Source organism: Holophaga foetida DSM 6591, assembly GCF_000242615.2.
In the GTDB taxonomy this organism is placed as follows: domain Bacteria; phylum Acidobacteriota; class Holophagae; order Holophagales; family Holophagaceae; genus Holophaga; species Holophaga foetida.
In genome coordinates this window covers 814,152-837,071 of sequence record NZ_KI912268.1, presented here as the reverse complement: position 1 = coordinate 837,071, position 22,920 = coordinate 814,152, and the positions used below count along the sequence as shown (strand labels likewise).

17 protein-coding genes are annotated in these 22,920 nt (G+C 63.7%); 16 read left to right on the top strand and 1 reads right to left on the bottom strand.

Going from position 1 to position 22,920, the window contains the following annotated elements; all coding sequences use genetic code 11:
• Positions 1-8 precede the first annotated feature (8 nt).
• The 3 genes from HOLFODRAFT_RS0203600 (at position 9) to HOLFODRAFT_RS19135 (ending at position 3,159) form a co-directional block, all read left to right on the top strand.
• The gene (locus tag HOLFODRAFT_RS0203600; RefSeq protein ID WP_005031305.1) at positions 9-1,883 is read left to right on the top strand and encodes a hypothetical protein; all 1,875 of its coding nucleotides are present in this window, start codon (positions 9-11) and stop codon (positions 1,881-1,883) included.
• Between the two features lie 104 nt (positions 1,884-1,987).
• Positions 1,988-2,533 carry an OmpA/MotB family protein gene (locus HOLFODRAFT_RS0203595; RefSeq protein ID WP_158412906.1) on the top strand — a complete coding sequence of 182 codons (546 nt, stop codon included), beginning with the start codon at positions 1,988-1,990 and terminating at the stop codon, positions 2,531-2,533.
• Between the two features lie 209 nt (positions 2,534-2,742).
• Positions 2,743-3,159, top strand: coding sequence for a thermonuclease family protein (locus HOLFODRAFT_RS19135; protein ID WP_005031307.1), 417 nt, complete (start codon positions 2,743-2,745; stop codon positions 3,157-3,159).
• A 15-nt stretch (positions 3,160-3,174) separates the two neighbouring features.
• On the opposite strand, the gene HOLFODRAFT_RS22535 is transcribed toward HOLFODRAFT_RS19135, so the two are convergent.
• Positions 3,175-3,669: a DUF7768 domain-containing protein gene (locus tag HOLFODRAFT_RS22535; protein ID WP_084053274.1), complete on the bottom strand. Its 495-nt coding sequence runs from the start codon at positions 3,667-3,669 to the stop codon at positions 3,175-3,177.
• On the opposite strand from HOLFODRAFT_RS22535, the gene HOLFODRAFT_RS25210 reads away from it, so the two are divergent.
• The 13 genes from HOLFODRAFT_RS25210 to HOLFODRAFT_RS0203525 all read left to right on the top strand — a co-directional run bounded on the left by HOLFODRAFT_RS25210 (position 3,655) and on the right by HOLFODRAFT_RS0203525 (position 22,919).
• A complete protein-coding gene (locus HOLFODRAFT_RS25210) occupies positions 3,655-3,987 on the top strand; it encodes an ATP-binding protein (protein ID WP_084053272.1) in 333 nt (110 codons plus the stop codon). The genes HOLFODRAFT_RS22535 and HOLFODRAFT_RS25210 overlap by 15 nt on opposite strands.
• Before the next feature lie 1,767 nt (positions 3,988-5,754).
• Complete coding sequence (locus HOLFODRAFT_RS0203580; RefSeq protein WP_005031310.1) at positions 5,755-5,964, top strand: 3-hydroxyacyl-CoA dehydrogenase NAD-binding domain-containing protein; 210 nt, start codon at positions 5,755-5,757, stop codon at positions 5,962-5,964.
• A gap of 72 nt (positions 5,965-6,036) precedes the next feature.
• On the top strand, positions 6,037-7,413 hold the full coding sequence (gene tnpC, locus HOLFODRAFT_RS0203575; protein WP_026939007.1) for an IS66 family transposase: 1,377 nt from the start codon (positions 6,037-6,039) through the stop codon (positions 7,411-7,413).
• A gap of 10 nt (positions 7,414-7,423) precedes the next feature.
• Positions 7,424-8,722: a nucleotide sugar dehydrogenase gene (locus HOLFODRAFT_RS19125; RefSeq protein WP_148300345.1), complete on the top strand. Its 1,299-nt coding sequence runs from the start codon at positions 7,424-7,426 to the stop codon at positions 8,720-8,722.
• Entirely contained in the window at positions 8,719-10,317 is a 1,599-nt protein-coding gene (locus tag HOLFODRAFT_RS0203565) for a glycosyltransferase (RefSeq protein ID WP_005031517.1), read from the top strand. Before HOLFODRAFT_RS19125 ends, HOLFODRAFT_RS0203565 begins: the two co-directional genes overlap by 4 nt.
• A gap of 2 nt (positions 10,318-10,319) precedes the next feature.
• Positions 10,320-12,092, top strand: coding sequence for a polysaccharide deacetylase family protein (locus HOLFODRAFT_RS0203560; RefSeq protein ID WP_005031516.1), 1,773 nt, complete (start codon positions 10,320-10,322; stop codon positions 12,090-12,092).
• Positions 12,089-16,237, top strand: a complete 4,149-nt coding sequence (locus tag HOLFODRAFT_RS0203555) for a tetratricopeptide repeat protein (RefSeq protein ID WP_005031515.1) — start codon at positions 12,089-12,091, stop codon at positions 16,235-16,237. The genes HOLFODRAFT_RS0203560 and HOLFODRAFT_RS0203555 overlap by 4 nt, the downstream gene beginning before the upstream one ends.
• The gene (locus tag HOLFODRAFT_RS0203550) at positions 16,237-17,262 is read left to right on the top strand and encodes a glycosyl hydrolase family 18 protein (protein ID WP_005031514.1); all 1,026 of its coding nucleotides are present in this window, start codon (positions 16,237-16,239) and stop codon (positions 17,260-17,262) included. The genes HOLFODRAFT_RS0203555 and HOLFODRAFT_RS0203550 overlap by 1 nt, the downstream gene beginning before the upstream one ends.
• A gap of 75 nt (positions 17,263-17,337) precedes the next feature.
• Complete coding sequence (locus tag HOLFODRAFT_RS23770; protein ID WP_005031511.1) at positions 17,338-17,874, top strand: KTSC domain-containing protein; 537 nt, start codon at positions 17,338-17,340, stop codon at positions 17,872-17,874.
• Positions 17,875-17,881: 7 nt separating this feature from the next.
• Positions 17,882-19,783: a nuclease-related domain-containing DEAD/DEAH box helicase gene (locus HOLFODRAFT_RS0203540; RefSeq protein WP_026939005.1), complete on the top strand. Its 1,902-nt coding sequence runs from the start codon at positions 17,882-17,884 to the stop codon at positions 19,781-19,783.
• Positions 19,784-20,125: 342 nt separating this feature from the next.
• Complete coding sequence (locus HOLFODRAFT_RS0203535) at positions 20,126-20,836, top strand: hypothetical protein (protein ID WP_005031502.1); 711 nt, start codon at positions 20,126-20,128, stop codon at positions 20,834-20,836.
• Between the two features lie 136 nt (positions 20,837-20,972).
• On the top strand, positions 20,973-22,346 hold the full coding sequence (locus tag HOLFODRAFT_RS0203530) for a hypothetical protein (protein ID WP_005031500.1): 1,374 nt from the start codon (positions 20,973-20,975) through the stop codon (positions 22,344-22,346).
• 9 nt (positions 22,347-22,355) lie between these two features.
• On the top strand, positions 22,356-22,919 hold the full coding sequence (locus tag HOLFODRAFT_RS0203525) for a hypothetical protein (RefSeq protein ID WP_005031499.1): 564 nt from the start codon (positions 22,356-22,358) through the stop codon (positions 22,917-22,919).
• Position 22,920: the final 1 nt, after the last annotated feature.

The window sequence follows — 22,920 nt, the reverse complement described above, 5'->3', positions numbered from 1 at the left end:
GAGTAGACATGAAGAACTCCGACCTGTTTCATTACCTTTTTCATGCCCCCACGGGATTGATTGAATGGGTGTTCCTGGCTTTTGTGCTGGTTCTTGCTGTATTTTATGGACGGCAATTCCTTGGGGCCCTTCAGCGGTTGAAGTCTGAAACCCTGACTCGAGCCGAACTCCTGGGGCTTCCCGGCCCTTGGCTCGTTTTCTTGTCCTTCGCGTTTCTCGCCATTGGGCTGGTATTCACCTTCTGGGGCATCGGGTGCAGCGTGAATGCCCTTGCCCAACAGGGTGGGGATCTCAGCCAAATCCAGGACAGTATCAAGCCCCTCGGACAGAAGTTCCGCACCAGCATCGGGGCCATTCTGGGTTATCTGGTCACTTCTGGGCTGAATGCCTTTATTCAGCACAGGCGCGATGTTCGCCTCCGGGCCCTTGCGGCTGAAGAACTTCTGCAACAGGAAGAGGAAGATGCGGCCGATCGGGAAGAGCTGAAACACGAGGGCTTCCAATTGCGGGAAGCCGTCCAGGGTTTGACCGGGTGTTTGCAGGATGCCTTCCGTGTGGATGAAGAGAATCCCGGTCACATCCAGGCCATGGCCTCAAAGGTCAGTGCCCAGCTATCGGACGACCTGGGACGCAAGCTGGGGGAGATCCTCCAGAACACGGATGTGTTTCGCCAGATGCAAGATCAAACCCGGGATCTCCTTAGGCACATGGACGAAACCGCTGGGCAGCTCCGCCAGGTCACCGACGCGATGAGCCAGCAGGTGCCCCAATTGGTGAGAGAAATGAATGGTGCCTCCATCGGCATCCGGGATGCCATGACCTCGGCATCGACAGGTTTTTCTCAGACCGTCCAGGCGGCTAGCAGCCAGATTTCCATCTCCCTTCAACAGTTCAACGAATCCTCCCTGACCACCATGAAGGGGTTTTCAACCGCAGCTAACCAGCAGGTGCAACTGGCTGTGAGCTCGGCGGTATCCACCTCACTCTCCGAAGTTATCCAGAAAGAGCTGGGTGGGGTCCAAAAGGGACAGGATGTTCTTGCCAAGCAATTGCAGCACCTTGAGGGTGCCATTCAGCCCATGCTTGGCGCAGTGAATGCTGGGGTTTCCAGTGCCTTGGGAGGTCTCAAGGGCGAAGTAGCTGGGTTCTCGACTCAGATGCAGGAACAGCTTTCAGGCTTAAAGAGTGCTGCCGATTCCAGCCGGACCGTCCAAGAACAGACCAAAGATTTGCTGGGAGCTGATCTCAACTCCACGCGCAACGCAGTGCTCAAGCTGTTGGAGCGGCTTGAAAGCAGTGCTGGTGAAGTCACTCAGACGCTTCTGGTGTCTCAATCCACCTTCAAAGCTGTTGGCGAGGAGATGATCACTCGGGTTGAGGCAAAGCAAGGTGAGGCATTGACAGAATTAACCACGGCCCATGAGGCAGCCGCTGCTGCGGTGAAAGCTGATCTCGCAGAGGGACTGAAAATCGTAAGCGGGAAAATGGTCGAAACTGCAATCAAGATGGAGGGCCAAGTTGCAGCCGCTGCCGAAGCACAGGTGGCTGGCCAGGAAGGCCTGAAAAAGACCGTGGCGGATTTGACGGCCACGTCTCTGGCAGCCAAAGACACCTCCCTTGCCGCCATGGATTCCTTGCGGCAGGGCATCAAGGAGGTCCGCGACAAGGTGGATCAGGTGGCCGCCGAGGTTCGCGTTTCTGGGGAGGAGACCCGGCGATCCGTGAAGCTCTTCCATGAGCTCGTGGGTGGGATGCAAAAGAAGCTGGAAGTCCTCCAGGACACCGTCCGCGACATCCTTGCGCGCATCGGGCTGGGCAGTTTTAGAAGATCCTCTGAAATCGTTGTCCCCGAAGAGCTCGAAACCGAGGAGGTTGGGAAATGAGGGGGAGAAGACGCAAGGCAGGGGGACAAGAATTCCCCCAGGGGCAGGATGACGGCCAAAAGATGTGGATCTCCTTTGCCGACCTCCTCGCAGGCACCGTCGCGGTGCTGATCCTTCTCTTCATGGCCCTGAAGATGAAAGACCAGATTCAGGCCCAAAAATCCCGGCAAAGCCTGGAATCCACCCTGGAGAAGATCCTCCAGGACATAAAAACAAGCCCCAGTCGGGATGAGGTCGCGGTCGACGTGAAGGGGCACCGCATTCAACTCAAGGATGCCGTCTTTGAATCCAGATCTGCCTGCTTGTCTCCAAAATTCCAGGTAATCATCCGTCAAATCGGGGAGCAACTCCTGACGCAGATCCAAGGGAATAAAAAGATTCAGCTCCTGGTGGAAGGGCACACCGATAGCTCCCCACTCACACAGGTGTACGCAACCCCATGTGGCGCCTTTAATGACAACTACTCCCTGAGTGCCGCCAGGGCGGCCTCGGCCCGCCGGGAACTCCTCGCCCAATGGCCGGAAGATTCATGGGGCAGGGTTGGGATCGCCGGGTACGGTCCAGACCGTCCCGTAAATCCTGAAAATCCTAAGGATGGAAGCAATCGACGAGTGGAAATCAGAATCGAGTTTAGTCCGGACGGGCGCTGAGAGGTCTCGGCCATCGTGCAAACAGAAAGGCAAATGCTCCAATGCCAAGTGCTCGCAATACTTCATGGGCTTTCATTCTCATTCCTCTGGTCGCTGTGGCGCTATGGGGATGGCGGCACCAGCCGACTCAGCACTCAGCGACCCCCAGAATCGCTGCAGCCCACCAGCAGGTGGCTTCCGATCGGTTCGCCGGGAGGGTTGTGGGAGTGATGGACGGAGACACCATCGACGTCCTGGACAGTGACCATGTCAAGCACCGCATCCGTTTCCTCGGCATCGATGCCCCCGAAAAAGCTCAGCCCTTTGGCAAGGTTTCTAAGCAAGTGCTCTCTGATCATATTTTTGGGCGAGAGGTGGAGGTCGAAGCCCAGGGCAATGACCGTTATGGACGCCTCCTCGGCAAGATCCTCCTAAATGGCGTGGATCAGAACCTATTGCAGATCAAAGAGGGGCTGGCCTGGCACTACGCCCACTACGCCAGCAACCAGTTCCCAGGGGATGCCGATGCCTACAGTCGCAGCGAGCGGGAAGCGAGGGGCCAAGGGATCGGCCTCTGGAACGATGCTGACCCGGTAGCCCCCTGGGAGTGGAGAAAATCCCGGAAGGGCAGGAAGGCGCCTCGCTAGGCTGATCACACTTGTTTACGCCGCCCCTTCATCCTCCCCCGCCGTGGCCCCGCTGGGTCCATCCCACCCCGGCACCTGCAAGGTCGGGATCCTGAGGCGGTCGGCCAGTTTCAGTTCGCGGGCCATGCCCGGGCTGAGTTCGCGGCCGCAGAGGAGCATGGCGTCGCAGCGCTCCAGGACCTTCTCGCAGCTTCGCAGGGCCAGTTCCCGCACCCGGCCGCCGGGATCCCGGCTTTCGTCCAGGAAGGCGAAGTTGGTGTGGGGCACCAGGAGGGTGGCCATGGGCAGGACGCTCTGGGCCCAGCGGGCCTGGCGGAGCATCATGCCCTGGTTGTGGCGGATGGCCGCGGGGCTGCCATCTCCCCGGAGGGGACCGGCGAGGTAGACCAGGAAGTCCCGGCTGCCCAGGGCACCCTTCACCTGGGCCCAGGCCTCCAGGGACTCATGGAGTCTCAGGGTGAGTTCGGCGTCCTGGGGGGCGCGATGTAGGGTGCCATGCTCCAGGCCCATCAGCCAGGCGAGGTTGAACGAAGCCTGGAGGACTACGACTTCAATCTGCAACCAAGCCTGGACCATCGCCTGATCCGTAAGCTGGAAACGGGGACCTTCATGGCCCATGCGGAGAACATCCTGCTGCTGGGGCCGCCCGGCCTGGGGAAGACGCATCTGGCCATCGGCCTGGGGCGGAAGGTGATCGAGCGGGGTGCGAGCTGTTTGTTCGTGAGCGCCACGGTGCTGGTGGGTCTGGGATGTCGCGGGAAAGAAATGGGTGGCCGGTGGAATGGGTATAGACCGGATATGGTTAATTGTTTATTGTGTATGACCTAACTGGCGGTTGAATCGGCTTCTATAACCGTAGCAGTCTTTGATGCATTTTCCGGGACCGCCTTTCCTGTTTTCGGCAAGTGTATTCGTCCGGGCACAATGCCTATTTTGACCGGCAAGCCAAGGGGTGTCGGGGTAGTCCCTTCCTGCTTTTCTGACTGCGATGGGGAACGGTTCCTCCGGGGAAATCGGCAGGAGGAAATGCCAGGCCTGGGCAGGGAGGGATGACCCGGTGGACGCTTGACACCACCCCCAAATCAATCGCCAAACGCATGGGTTTCACCCGTTGTTGGGCGCCACATCATCTGCCCGACAGCGGGTCAAAAAGGTTGGGACGGGCGCCAGGCCACGGTCTTTCCCGATGGGCCACCTCGTGCGGCTTTTGGGGGCCGATATCGGGCAAATTCCCTGGGGTCCCTGGCCTTTGGGACCGATGATTTCAGGCGGGTGCGCGTGGGATTATCGGGTCTGTTTGGGGGCTGGGGAGGGCCTAGGTCCTGGTGGAATCTCTTGCATCACATGGGGCCGAGGGACGCCTGTTGGGCGTCTTATTTCGGGTTCAAGGCAGGCCTGATGGCTGCGGATTTCTGAAAAAATAGCCGAAGGCAAAAATGCTGTGGGGGTGGGGGTTCAGGACAGATGAAATGGCGAAAGCCTATCCTCAGGCCAGCCTGAGTGGTGTTAATCCGGTGTTAAGCCGGTACCGCAGTGGGTTGCGGGACATCCGTTACCTAAGTCGTAACATTAGAATAAAAACGGGCTGGATGGTGTTAGAGTCCCCCTGCGTTTCGGGCCGACTCGGCGCGCACGGGTCGATCATCTCCATCGGACTGCCGGGAGGCCGGTGTTAAGGCATGCAGCCCGGGGTGTTAAGAAATTTTGATGTAATTATAATGATATCAAATACTTGAAATTTGAATATTTGACCCAATGGGCCGCCGCAGGGTGGTGTTAATTCCATTTCGGTTATGCGCGTCAAAACGTTTGACAGCGTGATGCCATTCCTTTTAGGTATTGGGGTCGGTGGCCTGGATAATGCTTGGGTAGGGCATGGGGAGACCCGTGTGACACCGTTTTTGGCCATGGTGGAACAGGGTGCGTTTGGCCGTGTCCGACACCGGATTAACGCGTCTGATGGTCGTGAACATGTCTTAGAGATTGGGGTCCGCCTGCATACCGCCGCACGACACTGGGACAAGGGGACATAGTCTTGGATTATGTCCAGGGTCTGGGGGGGCGCCCAACGGGCCACTTTGGATAATGGGCCATTATCCGAAGTGCCACCGGACCCGACTTGTCCCGATGGGTGTCCTGCGGCGAACATGGATGCCCTCCATGTGCTGCACAGGCAACATGCGCCCATGGGTGCGCCTGTGCAGCGGGGGTCATGTCTCAGACCGCAGTGCAGGGGTGGGGTGTTGATCCGCGCTTGCGCGTGCATCGAAGCATGCAACCGCGACGCCTTCCGCGCGGGTAAACGATACGTAAGAATGTACAAATCGCGCTTAACACACGAATTTAGATATAAGTATTAAAATATAAAGAAATATGCCACATGAAGCTGCTGTGAATGCCCGTCCGAAAACGCCACTTTTCAGCACAATTTGGCGGAATCTTTCCTGGGTGGACATCGATTTAAGGCCTTCAGAACGATGCAGTCTGGATCTGATGAATAAATCAAAATAAGTCTAGTAAACACGGCATTCGTCCTGCGTCATCCGTTGTCGCAGCTGAGGGGCGATGCTTCGGATCTGTCGATCTGGAGGTCGCATGAAACAGGAATTGTTGCAGGGCATTTCGAACCGGTCCGCCGTCATCTCCATCTTTGGGCTGGGATACGTGGGTCTTCCCCTGGCCACGATGTTCGTCCGGGCGGGTTTCGAAGTGGTGGGCTACGACATCAACCCCGCATACATCGCCAGGGTCCTGGAAGGGGTCAGCAGCATCCTGGACGTCTCAGACGGGGAACTGCGCGAGTAGCCGTTCAGGTATTTCGCACTTGATATGAATGGCTAGGTTGTACTTTTCGTTCAGGGCTGCAAGGCTTGAGAGATGGACGAACTGCAGCGGCAAGTTGACGAGCTGAAGGCCCTGTTGGCGGCCTCTCTGCAACGCATCCAGGAGCTGGAATCCAAGCTCACCCAGAACTCCGGCAACAGCTCGAAGCCTCCCAGTTCGGACATGGGTAGGAAGCGCAAGCCACCGGTAGATCCGAGTGGACGGAAGCGGGGCGGTCAGCCGGGTCACGCCGGAAAGACCCGGGAGCAGGTTCCGCCCGAGGAGGTGGATGAGGTGAAGGACGCCGATCCCGAGTCCTGCGAGAGATGCGGGGAATCCCTGGAGCAGGCTCCCCGCCGGGATGCCATCATCCGGCAGTTCTGCGAGTCGCCGGCGTTCCGGGCCTTCATCACGGAGCTGAGGCAGTGGTCCAAAGCCTGCCCCCGGTGCGGGCATGTCACCCGGGCGGCTGCGCCGGTGGGAACCCCGAAGGGTGCTTTCGGCCCCCGCCTCCAGGCGCTCACCGGGATGCTCTCGGGGCGATTCCGATTGACCAAGCGGGAGATCATGGTGATGCACCGATCCGTCTTTGGCGTGCGGATGTCGCTGGGCTCCGTGGCGGCCTGCTGCAAGTCGGTGAGCGAGGCTGTGGCCCCGACTGCCAGAGCGATCCACGAAGAGGTGAAGGCCTCCCCAGTGGTGCACGCCGATGAAACGGGGTTCGGTCGCTGCGGAGAGGATCGGATGTGGCTCTGGGTCGCCGCAACGGCGGAGGCCGAAGCCTTCCGACTTCTGCCAGGACGGGGCCAGGCGCAGGCCAAGGACCTCCTCGGCGAGGACTACCCGGGCATCATCCAGCGCGACCGATGGAAGCCCTACGAGAAGTTCCTCAAGGCCAAGCACCAGCTCTGCCACAGCCACATTCGACGTGACGTGCAGGGGATGTTGGAGAGCAAGGGTGAGACGGGAACCCAGGGCTGCATGCTGAAGCTGGCCAGCGACAAGGCTTTCCATCTGTGGCACCAGTGTGAGCAAGAGGAAATCAGTCGGGAGGAACTGGCCAAGGAGACACAGTCGATCCAGGCGGAGATGCGGGAGCGGTTCGAGATCCTGGCGAAGCACCCCGATACCACCAAGAAAGCACGGGGGACAGCCAACGATCTGCTCCGGCAATGGGATCGACTCTGGACCTACCTGAGCCATGAAGGGGTGGTGCCGACCAACAATGAAGCCGAGAGGGCGATCCGCAAGGCGGTGCTGTGGCGGAAGGTGAGCCTGGGGGTGGAGAGCGAGCATGGCGCCCGCTTTGTGGAGCGCATGCTGACCCTGGCAGGCACGGCCCGGAAGCGCGGCGTGGACCTGCTGGAGTGGCTGACTCAGGCCATGAAGGCCAGCCTCGTCGGAATCGCCGCACCGGATTTCACAGCCTGATGCGGTCCCCGTGGAATCAGAAACCCCCTCCATGCGGAGGGGGCTGAACGGCTACCTGCGCGAATGCCTGGGCTCGGGTCGCTTCCGGGTGACCTGCGAAGCCGAGGATCTGCGCCGGGCCCACATCCACATCATCTGCGTGCCCACGCCCCTCTCCAAGTCCCGCCAGCCGGACATGAGCTGCATCGAGGCCGCCCTGGCGACCCTGCTGAGCATCTGGTCTCCGGGTCGCATGGCGATCCTGGAAAGCACGACCTATCCAGGCACCACGGAGGAGGTGCTGCTGCCGGCCCTGTCCAGGGGCGGCCTGAAGGTTGACCAGGACTTCTACCTGGCCTTCAGCCCGGAAAGGGTCGATCCGGGGAATCTGCGGCACCCCCTCCATACCATCCCCAAAGTCGTCGGGGGGGTGACGCCCTTCTCGACGGAGGTGGCATCGGCTTTGTACGCCACGGTCTTCGAGGTGGTCCACCCCGTGAGCCAGGCTTCCGCGGCGGAACTGGCCAAGCTGTTGGAAAACACCTTCCGGAACGTCAACATCGCGCTGGTGAACGAGTTCTCTCAAATTTGCGATGCCCTGGGGGCGGATATCTGGGAGACCATCCGGGCCGCCAGCACCAAGCCCTTCGGCTTCATGCCCTTTTTCCCGGGGCCCGGCATCGGCGGGCACTGCATCCCTCTGGACCCCCAGTACCTGGTCTACAAGGCCAGACTCCATGGGTATGAGCCGCGTTTGGTGGCCCTGGCCGATCAGATCAACACCGAGCGTCCCCGCTACATCGTCCAACAGGTGATGGAGCGGCTGAACCAGTCTTGCAGCGCGCTCCGGGGCGCCAGGATCCTGGTGATGGGGGTCGCCTACAAGCCCGATGTGCCCGACCTCCGGGAGAGTCCCGCCCTGCCTATCCTGGAACAGCTCCTGGAGAAGGGGGCCGAAGTGGCCTTCGCTGATCCGTGGGTGGAAAGCGTCCGTCTGGAGAACGGCCGACGCCTGGAAGCCACGGCCTTCTCTGCGGAAGCGGTCGCGCAGGCTGATCTGGTCCTCATCATCACCCCGCACCGGGATTTCGACTACGAGGTCCTGGGCGGTGCCGAGCACAAGGTCCTGGATACCCGCAATGCCCTGGCGGGGCAGAGACGTGACGGCTGGATTCCCCAGCCATCACGTGAGGGTCAAAGGGGGGACGCAGAGCAAGCGGGGCGAGCGGACGGTCCCCCCTTTCAAGGCAAAGACGTCACCTCATACGCGACCAAGGGACTGCAGCCCGTCTGCGTCCTGGCTGGGGCTACCCAAGAAGGAACCCGATGAAGGCAAGCGTCCCGAAAACCTCTCGCGATGACCGTCGCAGTTCAACCCGCTGGAGCATGAACGCCCTGGGTCGCATCAGCTCCCGGCCGACCAAGCGCAGGGGCGACCACATCATCAAGGTGCTGGATTGCAGCCGCGGCGGCGCCAAGATTGAAACCATGCGTCCCCTGTCCCCGGGGGACTGGGTGACACTCCAGATCCCCAAATCCAGGCATGCCCTCCTGGGGGGCAGGGGTTTCGTCCGGGTGCGGGCCCAGGTGCTCCATCAGTCCTACGATCGCCAGGGTGAGCTCGGTGGCTTCGTGTATGGGGTCCGCTTCGCCAGGGATCGTCAGGCCCTGGTCCGGTACGCCTTTTCCCGCATCCTGCCCTGGGGGGCCCTGGTTCTCATCCTGGGGATCGCGGTCCAGATCGGCTTCCTGAAAAGCGAGAACATCAAGTTTTTTTGGTACCACCCGTTCGTCAACGCCTATGGCCTGCTGGTCTCCACCTACATCCTCTCCCGATTCATCCTGGCGGCCTTCTACCGCCCCCCTGAGATTTCAAGCTACGAGCCAAGCGTCACCGTCATTGTGGTCTGCAAGAATGAGGAGCCTTCCATCTACAAGACCCTCCAGGGCATCTACCGGGCCGATTACCCCCCGGAGAAGATGCAGGTCATCTCCGTCAACGACGGGTCCACGGATGGCACCCTGGCGGAAATGCACCGCGCCCAGGGGGACTTTCCGAACCTGGACGTCATTCACTTCGAGAAGAACCGGGGCAAGCGGCACGGCATGGCTGCCGGTGCCCGGAAGGCCACCGGCGAGATCCTGATCTATGTGGATTCCGACAGCTTCATCCAGCCGGACGCGATCCGGGAACTGGTGGCCGGCTTCGTGGATCCCGAGGTGGGCGGTGTATGCGGCCACGCCAATGTCGAGAACGCCAGGGCCAATCTGCTGACCAAGATGCAGGAGGTCCGCTACTACGTCGCCTTCCGGGTGGTGAAGGCGGCCGAGTCGCTCTTTTCAGCGGTGACCTGCTGCTCCGGCTGCCTGGCGGCGTACCGCCGGGACTACCTCATGGCCTTTCTGGATGAGTGGCTCGCCCAAAGCTTCCTGGGCCGGGAGGCCACCTTCGGGGATGACCGGAGCCTGACCAACAAGATGCTCCGTCGCTGGAAGGTCATCTACAACTCCAGGGCCATCTGCACCACCATCGTGCCGGAGGATTGGCGGGTCTTCTTCCGCCAGCAGCTGCGCTGGAAGAAATCCTGGATCCGGGAAAGCATGCTGGCCATGCAGTTCATGTGGAAGCGCAATCCACTGGTGGCCTTCTTTTTCTACTTCGGCGTCATTTTCCCCCTCATCTCGCCCCTGGTGGTGGCCAATGCCCTGGTCATCCCTGTCCTGAAGGGCCATCTCTTCTCGGTGCAGTACGTCCTCGGGACCACCCTGATGGCGACCCTCTTCGGGCTGGTCTACTTCGCCCGCTACCGGAACCGCATCTGGATCTATGGCATCGCCTTCAGCTTTTTCTACATGTTCGTACTGGTGTGGCAGACCTATTACGCCCTCCTCACCGTGCGCAAGAACCACTGGGGGACCCGGTAGCCATGACACGCAGCATTCAGAAAAGTCGTTCCTTCCGTGGGGATCGGTGGGGATGGGCCATTCTCATCGCCCTCCTCCTTGTGGGAGGACCCCTCACCTGGGCCTGGTTCCATCGCCGGGTGATGCCCCCGGGCGGCCCTCGGGTCGGGACCGGGACCTCCTTCCGCCTGGCGGTGCTGGAATACGGCCGCCTGAGGGCGGATGGGGAGGATGGCGCCCTTTCGGGAGCGCGCCTGGAGGCGCAGTTGAAGCTCCTGCAGGCCAGGGGGTTCGTGCCGGTGACAGCCAGCGAGGTCGCCCAGGCCTATCGCCAGGGAACCCCGCTTCCGCCCCGGTCGGTCCTCCTCACCTTCGATGGCGGCTACCTCAGCACCTATGAGGCGGCCCACCCTGTCCTCGCGCGCCTGCACTGGCCCGCCCTGATGCTCCTCGACAGCGGTCGCCAGGAACACCGGGACCCGGTCTTCCTGTACTGGGACCGCCTCCAGCTCATGCTGGACAGCGGAGTGTGGGAACTGGGCACCCACGGTCACCGCGCCCTGCGGGCCGATGGGACCGCGCTGCCTCCGCCCACGTCGGGCGAGGAGGCCTTCAGGCGCAGCCGTGCGCTCCTGGAATCGAGCCTCCGGGGCTGCCGCGTTTCCGCCTTTGCCCATCTCAACGGCCTCACGCCGCCCCTGGGTTCCGAAACGGCTCCATCCGATGGGCCTCAGCTCGCCTTCCACACGGATCTCTTCGGCTTGAACGGCCCGGAGGACCAGCCTCTGAGGTTGAACCGCCTCCAGGTGGATCCCGGCTGGACGCCCGAGGTTCTGCTTCAGCGCCTGGAAGCAGCCATGATCGGGCCGGCTTCTGCAAGTCTGGACGCCTGGGTCCCGGACCAGAAGCTGGGTCAGCAGCGGATGCGTCGCACCGCGGAGGGATTCTTCCTGGAGGGGGACCGACGCAATGACCTCTGGCTGGCCGGGAGTCGCTGGGTTGGCGACTGGGTCCTCCAGGCCCGGGTCCGCATCGATGCCGGCGAATTCTGGATCGCCCAGGAAGCCTGGTACGGCGGTCCTCATTGGCGCTTCGGCGGCAAGCAGGACACTCTCTATTTCCAGGAGCGGACACCCGGGCTTCCGCCCCGGACCCTGGCCAGGCTTCCCCAAGGCCGTTCCATCCTGGGCTGGCACGATCTGCGGATCACCCGGCGAGGGCCAGGGGTGTGGGTGGAACTGGACGGCCACGCCGTTTCCGAGCTTCCTTTCAATCTGCCGACGCATGGCCGGGGCAACCTCGGGATCGTCTCGGCGCCGGCTGGTGGGCCGGGTCGCCTGGCCTTGGCCGGGGCCCGCTTCACCCCGATCTCCTACCGGGTCCAGCCTGTCAGTGCGGATCCCGGATCCGCTGAGGTCAGGAACCTCCAGGGTCAGGTGTCGGAGATCGCCGCGCTGAGTCCCAAATGGATCCAGCGCCAGCCGAGAGGACAGGTGGAACTCACCTTCAACCAGGATCTGCTCCGGATGATGCAGCGCCGCTTCGCCTGGGACATCCTGCCTGAGGTCAGGCTGCTGGATGGGGATTTCCCGCCGCAATCCGTTTGGCTCGCGGCCCTGCTGGACCGGGCCGCCAAGGCGGGGTGGGATGGGCTGCGTCTGGACGTGGGCGCCCTATCCGCTGAAGGGCAGCGCGCCTGGCGGGAGATCGCCCAGCGTATCGAAAAGGAACGGAAGACTGATGGACTCCGCCTATGGGTGGAATCCACGGCCCCCATGGAAGGAAAGACGCGATGAACGCGAGCCAGAGAATGCTGATCTCCCGACTCCTGATGGGGCTGGCTCTGCCCCCGGTGCTTCTGGCGGGGACGCCAGCCCAGACCGGGCTCGATAGGGCCAGGCGGCTGTACCGGGCCAAGGATTACCTTGCCGCAGTCGAAGCCTACCGGAAGGTGGTCGCCATGGATCCCGCGCACCAGGCCGCCTGGCGCGAGCTGGGGCGCTGCTACCAGCAACTGGGACGCAGCGAGGACGCCCTGCTGGTCTGGGACAACCTGCTCCGCCTGGAGCCCAGGGACAGCCATACCCTCAATGCGGCCGGGGAGACCCTCCTGGGATTGGGACGTTTCGACAGGGCCGCACGCCTGCTGGAGCGTAGTCTGCAGGTGGATGGGAGTCAAAAGGCCATCCGGGTGCGCCTGGGCGAAGCCTACGAAGGCCTCCAGGCCTGGGAAAAGGCCGCCCGTCAGTATGAGGAGGTTCTGCGTCAGGAGCCCGGCAACCTCGACCTGCTCCTTCACCGGGCCCGGGTCGAAGAGCAGGAGGGTCAGCTGTCTGCCGCCATCCTCCGGCTGGAAGGTTTCCTTCACCAGCGGCCTTCCGCTGGGGCGAGGCTGAGGCCCACACTCACCCGTCTTTATGCCACCGCGGGGGACCAGGCCTACCAGGCGGGGGACTTCACCTTGGCCCGCCAAGCGCTGGAGAAAGGGTTGCAGGGGGACCCAGGCAATCCCCATCTCCTCATCGCCCTGGGCTGGGCCCAGCGGCGGATGGGGGAGAGCGCCGGGGCGCTGGCGGTCTGGCGCAGGGTCCCCGCGGTTCCCGATGCCGTGAGGGCCAATCTGGTGAGGGGCATGGCGGAAGCCAGCCTGGAGCTGGATGATCTGGCCGAGGCCCGGCGCTTCCTGGAGGAAGCGAGGCGGCTGGTTCCCGGTGAGCCCGCTCCTTGCCTCCAGCTGTTGGAGCTTGGCCTGCGGCAGGGAGAGGGGGCCTCACAGGAGTCTGCCTTGCAAGCGCTCCTCACCCTTCCAGGGCTGGATGGGACCTGGGCTGACCGGGCCGCCGAGCGTTTCCTCCAGCATGGGCAGATCGAACGGGGCATCAGCCTGCTCTCCGCGAGCCAGGCTCCCGAGTTGCTGCGGGGTCGTGCCCTGGGGCGTCTCTACGCCGCCCAGGCCAGTTCCGCCTATCAAGCCGATCATCTGGAGGAAGCCATCCGCCTGGATCGTCTCGCCCTGGACCGGGACCTTGGGAATCGTCAGGCCTTGCGGGACCTGGGTTGGGCCTTCGCCCGAAAGGGGGACTGGTCGGCCTGCACTGCGGCCTGGTCCGCCTTCGTCAGGCACTATCCGGAAATGCCTGATTCCCACGATCTCCTGGCCCAGGCTTTCCTCTTCCAGCGCAACTACCAGGCCGCGATCGTCTCGGAAGGGAAGGCCCTGGCCTTGGATCCCACCCTCAAGGGTGGCCGCCTGAGGCTGATGCAGGCCTTTGCGATGGACGGGCAGCTCGCTCTGGCCAGAGACCTGGGCACCCAGTTGGCACAAGCCTTCCCGGAGGACTTGGCGGTGCAATACCGGTACGCTGAGGTGCTGACCCGTCTCGGGGACCATGCCGTCGCACGGGAAGTGTGGGGCAGGGTCCGCAGGCTGGACCCGGAGAAGGTGCGGCCGGTCCAGAACTGGATCCGGGAGAGTTATGCGATGGAGGATTATGGCGCCGCCCTCTCTGAGGCGCTCCGCCTTGCGGGCGCCCGGCCGAGCCATGAAGGGGCCCTCCTCTTTCTTGCGCAGGACGCGGAGCTTCTCGGGAACTACGCCGAAGCCGCCCGATGGTACGGTCGCCTGACCGATGACCACCCGGAGCAGGCCGTCTACTGGAAGGACCGCCTGCGGCTTCTGCGCCTGGGGGGACTGCGCGATCAGGCGATCCGGACGGCCGCTGAGGCGCTGACGCACCTACCCTCCTCCGTGGAGCTGGGCCTGGTCCAGGCTGAGTTGGGCCTGGAAGCAGGGGATGCCGCTGCCCTGGGACGCTTCCATCGGCTGGCAGCCGAGAACCCCGGCAATGTCTCTGCCTATCAGGGGCTGGTGAGGGGCCTGATGCAGGCCCGGCAGTTCGGCCCGGCCCTGGACCGCCTGCAGGGAGCGGCCTTCAAAGAGAACTTCCTCAGCGGCTTCGAAAGGGAGCTTTGGCGCGCCGATGCCCTCATCGGCTTGGGCGAAGGCAGGGCGGCAGAGGCGATCCTCCAGGGGGTCGCCCACCCCCAGGGCGATTGCCGCTACCTGCCCATCCTCCTCTATCACGGCATCCAGCCCCAGGAGCGCACCGCTTCGATCAGTGCGGCCAGACTGGAGGAGCAGCTGGCGGCCATCGCCAAGGCGGGATACACCGCCATCACCATGACCGAACTGGCCCGGATGGTCGCCGGACAGGAACCCTGGCCCCGGCGACCGATCCTCATCACCTTCGATGACGCCCGCAGCGACTCCTTCGTCCAGGCTGATCCCATCCTCGCCCGGTACGGGCTCAAGGCCACCATGTTCGTCCCGGCCGGGGATTCCGCAGCCGAGGCGGACCTCTTCCACGCGAGCTGGAAGAGCATCCGGCGCTTCGGGGAGACCGGGCGCTGGGATATGCAGGGCCACGGCTTCGAGGCCCACGATCCCGTCGTGGTGGATGCCCAGGGCCACACGGGCAAGTTCCTCATCGAGCGGGCCTGGATCCCCGACCTCCGGCGGGTGGAAAACGATCAGGAATTCCAAGCGAGGGTCGACGAGGACTACCGTCGATGCCGGGAGGCCCTGGTGGATCACCTCGCTCAGCGCCAGCCCCTGGCCTATGCCTTTCCTTACAGTGAGGCGGGCCAGACCAGTGTCAGCGGAATGGAGCAGGCGGCCGCCGTCAATGATGCCGTCTGGCGCAGATACTTCCGCTTCGGCATGGTGCAGGACAGCCGGGGCTTCAACAGCCTTCGCTCGGGGGAGGAAGGCCAGCGTCTCCTGTGGCGCTTTGAGCCTCCGCGCACCTGGGGAGGTCCGGAACTCCTGGCGCACCTGGCCCGCCGCGACCCCGCCAACATGGCCCGGCTGAAGCTCGCCCAGCTCCGGCTCTGGGAGGGCTACCCCGAGCGGGCAAGGCGGGAACTGGCGGCCCTGGAACGGGAGCTTCCCGATATGCACGCGGACTGCGAACGCATCCTGGCGGATATCGCCTGGGCCGAGGATCGCCCCCGGGAGGCGGCGACCCACCTCAAGGCCTCCCAGGTCCTGGCTAGTGCCCAGGCCCCCGCCGATGAGCCCGTTCTCGGAACGCAGCTGCGTTGGGCCAATGATCCTGGTACGGGCATCGGCGCCGAGACCCTGGAGGGTTCGGATCACCGCTCCCGGAACCGTGTCTTCACGACCTTCCACGTTCCCTTCCGGGGACCGCTGGATCTGGACCTCCGCATGGGGGCCTTCCGCTTTGCGGATAAGGCCCTGGGGCATCTGGATGGTCGGGAGGTGGAAGGGCGTCTGGCCTGGGCGCCCGGAACCTGTCTCAATGCCGCTTTCTGGGGAGGGCGCCGGACTTTCGGAGCCCTGCCTGATCGGAACCGGGGCGGACTGGAACTCCATGGCCGCTTCGAGACCCAGGAGGTCCGGTTGGACCTTCGGCGCGACGATCTGGACACCATGGCATCCCTGGAGGCGGGGATCCGCCAGTGGAAGGAGGGGGTCAACTATGCCCTCCGATCGGGGAAGTGGAACTTCGAGGCCAGCGCCAGCGAAGCCCACATGACGGACGGCAACCGCCAGGGCGCCCAGGAAGCCGCTGTTCTCTTCCAGCCCGGGATCCTGCCTCGCTGGCAGTTCGGCCTGGATCTCCAGTGCGCCGACAGTCGGACCCAGTCAAGCCTGTACTACACACCGATGGACTACCGGGCGGCCCGGTTCCGGGCGCGCTATCAGCATCCCTTCCCGGACGGGTCCGGGCTGGACCTGGATCTGGCGGGGGGCGGCTCCGATGACCGCGTCAACGGGGGGCGTCTTAGCGGGTCGGCGGCCCTGAACTGGGTCAAACTGTGGACGCCGCATGTGCGGACCCGGCTGAACCTCGGGGCCGGATCCACCACCGGCTACACGAGCCGACAGGCCGCCTTGACCGTGGAGTGGCGATTCTGATGACCATGCCCTTTCGTTTCATACATCTCCTCGGCCTGCTGCTGGTCGGGACCCTGTCGGCGGCGGCGCCCCTGGGGGGGTGGATCACCTATTGGGCACTGGATTCGGGACTCCAGAGCGTGCGGAGTTCCGGTGGGGAGGTGGAGGACGTATTCCTCTTCGCCCTCCAATGGGATGCCGCCGGGAATCCCGTGTCGGCCCGCCCCGACCTGGACCGGGCATGGGGGAAGGCGGTGACGGAACTGCGGAGCCTCAAGGGCAGGGTGTGGCTCACGGTCGTCAACGACCGACCCGATGGCGAGGGGAGGATGGTGCTGAAGGATGCCGGCCTGATGCACGAGGTGCTGGCCGACCGGGCAAGACGGCGCAAGCACATCGGGGACCTGGTGAGCCAGTGCCAGAGGATCGGGGCGGATGGCCTGGATGTGGACTACGAGAATCTCGACCCCATCGACCGGGAGGCCTTCTCCGGTTTCATCGAGGAGCTCGCCCGGGCTCTGCACCGGAAGCGTCTTGCCCTCTCTGTGACGGTCCAGCCCAAGATCCGGGAGAGCCGTTCCAAGGGGCCGGGGGCGGCGGACTGGGCTGCCCTGGGCAAGGCTGCCGACCGCCTTCAGATCATGCTCTACAACCTCCATAACACCCGCACTGAGCCTGGGCCGGTGTGCACTTCCTCCTGGATCGGTCAGGTCCTGGCCTTCGCGGCAACCCAATGTGACCGGGGCAGGATCGTGCCGGTCCTGAAGGTGAGCGGTTTTGAATGGGGGCCCCGGCCTCGGGAAGTGACCTTCGGGGACGTGGCTCCGCAATTCTCGGGATCGGATCCGATGCGCCACCCGGACGGTCAGGCTCCCTATGTCGTTTTTGATGTCGAAGGGAAGCGCCATACCGCCTTTGTGGAAGATGCCACGAGCCTGAGGGACAAGGTCGCCTCCCTCCGGAGGCAGGGCTTTTCCCGGGTCGTGCTGTGGAGCCTGGGGGCCGAGGACCCGGGATTCTGGAGGATGGGGCATATCTCGAAATAGGTGATATCTGTGGTTAACATTTGATTGATCAAAATCTTACATTCTGAATTTCAACCTCCCTTTTTTGGCCTCGTCATGCTCCCTCAAGGCAAGCTTGCTCAGTACGCCGCCACCCTGGGCCTGACGGGGCGTATTACCTTCGAGGAGGTCAAGGCGGCCTATCGACGCAAAATCCGCGAGTGGCACCCCGACTTCCACCATGGGAAGGCAAGCGCCGCCGAGGCCCACGCGAAAACCCTGGCCCTGAACGAGGCCTATGAGTTTCTTTCGGAGATTACGGAAGAGCAGGTCATTCCCTCCGTTGCGGACCCGTCGGCCCATTCCCACAACCAGTACCGGACCCGCCACACCTATCAGAAACAGCCCTTTGCGCCGGGTTTCCCGGATCCGGTGGTGGTGGAGGTCTTCCTCAAGTCCTCCAGTCTGGTTTCGGCAGGCTACGACGCTTCCCAGCGCCTCCTCTACCTGAAGTTCCAGGGCGGCGGGGTCTACCGCTACTTCAATGTGCCCAGCAGCGTCTTTGAGGGACTCCTGGCGGCCGAATCCCACGGGCGCTATGCCAATCGGCGGATCTGCCACAGCTTCCGCTACGAGCGATGCACTGGGTGGTAGCGAAATCTTGGCCCACAGCACTGCGCGCGGGCGGACCCTCTGCCATCCTCAATCCATGGCCATCACCCATCCTGATCCCGTCCGCATCCCGCCCCATCTCCTCAGCGAGCGTGAGGTCCTGAACCACCTGCGGACCCTGCCGCCGGACACCCATGTCTTCGCGAGGGTACGCCTGCTGGATGCCGAGACCAACCTGGACCGGGAGATCGATTTTTTGGTGGTCCATCCGGAATTGGGCCTGGTGATCGTTGAGGTGAAGGGCAGAGGGGTGGAGCCCCGGGGGGACTATTGGATCCGCCGCAACGCCGAGGGGCGGGAGGAGCGGCTGGATGAGACGCCGGGCGAGCAGCTCCTGGCGCAGCAGTACGCCCTGCTGGCCTTTCTCACCAAGGCGGGGCTGAGCTTCCGTCCCCAGGTCACGCGGGTGCTGGCTCTTCCGATGCTTCCCCTGCGGGAGGACCAGGATCTGGGGCCCGATCTTCCCGCCTGTCGCATCCTGACCCGGGAGAAGCTCAAGCGTCCTTTTGAATCCCTGCGCATGGCGGTCACCGGTGGGGTCGCCTGGGACAAATGGCGCTGGACTCCGGAGGCCAAGCACCATCAGGTTCGTCCCGAGGTCATGCGGCAGCTCCTGGGCGCACTCCTGCCCGAGCTCCTTCCCAATGCCTCCCTGGCCGAGATCCTGAAAGCCGAGGGCAGGGTGCAGGATCTGATGGCGGCGACTCTGCTGGACCATCTCGCCCAGAATTTCAGCGGTGGACGCTTTCACCTCAAGGGGGGCCCCGGTTCCGGCAAGTCCCTCCTGGCCCGCAAGGTGAGCCGCCTCTGGGCCTCGGAAGGGCGCCGGGTGCTGGTTCTGGCCTTCAATCGGGCGTTGACCACGGCTACCCAGTGCGTCCTGGATGAACTCGGGGAACGGGTCCAGGTCAGCACCTATCATGATTACGCCGTGAATCTGCTCGCCGATGCCCGGCGGCTGCCTCCCTCCACGGATACGGCCATCTTCTTCAATCAGGCGGTGCCGGAGGCCCTGGCGGATCTTCTTTCTGATCCCGAGCTTCGACCGGCGCCCCAGTGGGACGCCCTGGTGGTGGACGAGGCCCAGGATCTCGATCCCAGCTGGGTGAAGCCCCTGCTGGGCCTGCTGGGCGACCCCGAGTCGGACCCCGTGCTCCTCCTGGAGGATCCTGCCCAGAGCATCTATCGGGAGGCCCGTCACGACCTCGGCCAGCCCTGGCGCCTGGATCTGAGCCTGCGCCAGCACCCGGCCCTCCGTCGTGCCGCCTGCCTGGCCTTCCCAGCATGCGGCTGGGAGGCCCCCGAGAATATCCCGGAGGATGGCGCCTTCCTGGCCCAGCGCAGCAGTCCGGAGACCTGGAAGCGGGATCTGGCGAAGCATTTGGAGACCCTTGCCCAGGCGGGCGCCCAACCTGGCCAGGTCATGATCCTGGCGCCCCATCGCCCCGCTTCCCTGGGGCTCAAGGATGGTCAGATGATGGGCCCCTGGGGCCTGAACACCCAGCCGGACTGGTGGGAAGGGGATGAAGCCCGGGCCGATCAGGTCCGCATGGGCACGGTCCAGGCCTTCAAAGGCTTGGAGGCGGATATCGTGATCTACCTGGCCCCCGCCTACCGCCACGCCGATGGCGCCCGGCTGGCCTACACCGCCTATTCCCGGGCCCGCCACCGCCTCATCGTGCTGGAGAAGGCCCTGGCCGAGCCTGTGCGGCCCAAAGTTCCCGAAGCCAGCCAGGGGAAGCCCCAGCCGGCACCGGCCCTTCCCCCCCGAAAGCTCCCCAGCGAGGGGGCGCGCGAGAGTCTGACTGCGGCCTTGACCGCAGCCCGGAACTGGCGCCCGAACCGGAAACAGAAACCGGAGACGGAATCCGATGCGGAAGTGAGCTGCTGAGGCTTGGCTGACTTCACCCTTCCGGCTATCTGAGCGCCAGACCCGCATAGCGGATACCGTTTCGGCGGCCTCCGGCCTATGCCATGAATCAAAGCTGCACCAGGCTTCCGGGCCGGGAGAGTCCTGAAGTGACAGCGGTGGATGTTAAAGCTCACGCCTGCCATCAACAGCACTCCCCATGGTTCCCAGGTCTGCGCCCCGCAGTTATGCACGTTGGCCTGCGACAACGGCTGTCGTGAGACAGGCTCTATCCTCGGGCGATGAGCGGGGGGCTGCGGGTGCGCGGCCGAATCCGACGGATATCACAGGGATCTCAGGACCCATGGATTGCAGGAGCTACGGATGGAAGAGGAAGAGCTCATCGATTTCGCAGAAATAGACGCCATGAGGCGCGAAGCGGATCGCCACTTGCAGGAGTTGGCGGGGGCCCGTCTTCCCGAATGGTCCGAGCACTCTGCGTTGGCCGGGCACATGACCCCATGCCCTTTTCTTGGGACAGAGATCCCCTGGGGCGAACTCTTCTACCCTTGCTGCGGGGACGATATCGGACACGCCCTCCAAGTGTTCGGCCCCTACGTGAGCCGTTGCCGTTTCGCTGATGTCTTCAAGCCTGCGGGGCACCGTCCCAAATTTCGGTCGCACACCAGCGGCAAGGGGTTGCCGCATATCGGCACCGTCATCTGCGGAGAGGAGGCCTCAAAGGACCTGGAGGGTTACCCTCTTCCGGTGACAAGTCACAGGAAGGATGGGCTGCTCACCTTTCTTCAGGACCTCGGTCCTCTTGCGGTCTTCTACTACCGGGGAGACAGTGCGGGCGAGGGTGGGAGCGACCAGCGATGGCTTATGCCTGTGCTGCTGGATGTCATCCTGTCGCGCCTATTGGAGGGTGGCCTGATCTGCACCGATGGTGCCAACGGGGATGATCTTCTTGTCCACTCGCCCCGGGGCACTGTCCTGGACTACCGCGGTCGGAAATTGACCTGCATCGCCACCGACCTGCCGGGTGGCGATGGGCGGGGCCCGCTCAAGATTTGGCGGCTGACCGGGGCTTGAGCGGGGTTCAGGGCCAGTCCTGAGGCTTTCCGGATCCGGCATGGACGCCGTGGCCGTATTGCCTGGAAATTCCACGACCGACGGTCATTGTCGCGCCGGTATCGGCAAAGTGGTTCTTCAAGCCAAGGAGAGCAGCATGAAACGGACACATCTGGTACTCGGCATCACGGGTGCCGTCCTCGTCGGGGGAGGCGCCGCCGCCTATGTCGCCCTTGCCCCTTCCACCTGGGAGCGGGAGGCCACTTCGGCGATCAAGGGGGGCGACTACGAGGACGCCATGAAGATCGCCAAGCGCGGCCTGGTGGAAAAGCCCGGCAATCGCCGCCTGCAGGCCCTCTTCGTCGCCGCCCTGGCCCTGGAGCGCAGCAAGGACGACAGCGGCTCCTGGTACCGATATACCGTGCTGAACGGACCCGAGCGCTTCATCGGCAACCTGAACACCGTGGGCTTCCTCTCCAAGAGCACCGCCATCTGGCCCAACGGGAAGGAGCGGGATCTGGCGGTGGAGGTGGCCGAAAAGGAGCTTCGGGAGATCCGCCAGGGTTTCGCCGCCATGGGCCTTTCCCTGGAGTCCATCGATGACCTGAAGCCGGTGGCAACGGGGGCCGCCAAGTTCTTCCTCGGACTCAAGCTGGACCGCGACAGGAAGGAGGTTCAGCGCGCCACCCTCGCCGCCGCCAAGGTCCTCCTGCTCCTGGAGGACAAGGATGGCTCCAGGGTGCTGCTGCAGGCCTGTGAGCAGGCCCGGGGCATGGAGACAGGGGAGCGGGTCGCGGCCCTCTGCCTTCTGGGCGTCCGGGACCTCAAGGTTCTCCAGAAGATCGCCTTCGATTCCAGCCAGAGCCTCTATGGCGAGGCCCGCCAGGCCCTGGCCCTGACCCTCTGGAACCTTCCGGAATTCCAGGAAGGCCTGCCCAAGCTGGACCCCGCGAAGATCAACACCGGGGACCTGGCGGATATCTTTGCCCGCGCAGGGATCAACTGGTCGGCCTTCCTCACTTCCGAGAAGGATCTGGGCAACTTCAAGGCCTGGCCCGGGGCGAGCAGCTTCTGGATCTCGGCCTCCGGGACGGCCCACGGTGCGGCGGACTTTGGCTGGAGTGTCCCCCTGGTCTATAGCGGCGGGCGCAAGGGGATCGCGGCCGTGGGCATGATCCGCAAGGACAGGGCCAGCGTGGTGCCCGTGGATGGCTTCCTGCCGGTGGAGGGCGAGGGCTACTTCCCCGAAATCCGTTCAGACAGTTCGGAACAGCGTCTTGCCATCAAGGTCGGCACCCGCCAGGAAGTGACCACCGAGTACCGCGAGGAATTCCGCTACAACCCCTACCTGGGCGGCCGTCTCATCAAAGTCCCCTACCAGATCACGGGCACAGTGCCCTACTGGGCCGTGCTCACCTTCAACCCTTCGTCCAAGCGGATGGAGCGTTCCGGCTTCCGCAAGGGCTTCGACCCCTTCGCCAAGGACATCCAGACCCTGGCCAGCCTTCCCTCCACCAACCCCCAATCCTAAGGAGAGCCCATGCGACTTCGCACCCTCACCCCCCTGCTGGCCCTGGCCATGGCCACCCCGGCCTTCGCCCAGCACTTCAACCAGAACGTCCTCCTCAATGTCCATGTGGGCGCCCTGGTGCCCCAGGAGTCCTCCAAGATCGAGCTCGACGGCCTCACCACTTCCGGCAAGCAGAAGAGCGGGTACGACGTCGGCCTCAGCCTCCAGGTTCTGCACAGCGAACGCTTCAGCACCCGCTGGGGCTGGTCCTACGCCAGCCAGGATCTGGATATCGACGCCCTCCCCAACGAAAAATTCCAACGCAACTACAGCACCTTCTACATCCAGGGCCTCTTCAGCCTGGTGAACGGGGTCGGCAAGAACTGGTATCTCCTGGCGGGGGGCATCCACCAGACCCGCACCATTGAATGGGAGGGCTACAGCGATGAGGCGGACAAGGTCCGTTCTGCGGGCTTCCAGGTCGGCACCGGGCTGAGCTTCAACTCCGGCGCCTTCCGTCTGGCACCGGAACTCATCTACCAGCAGGCCGGCAAGGAAGGCTCCTTCCTCGCCCGGGTCAACTTCGGCTTCTGAG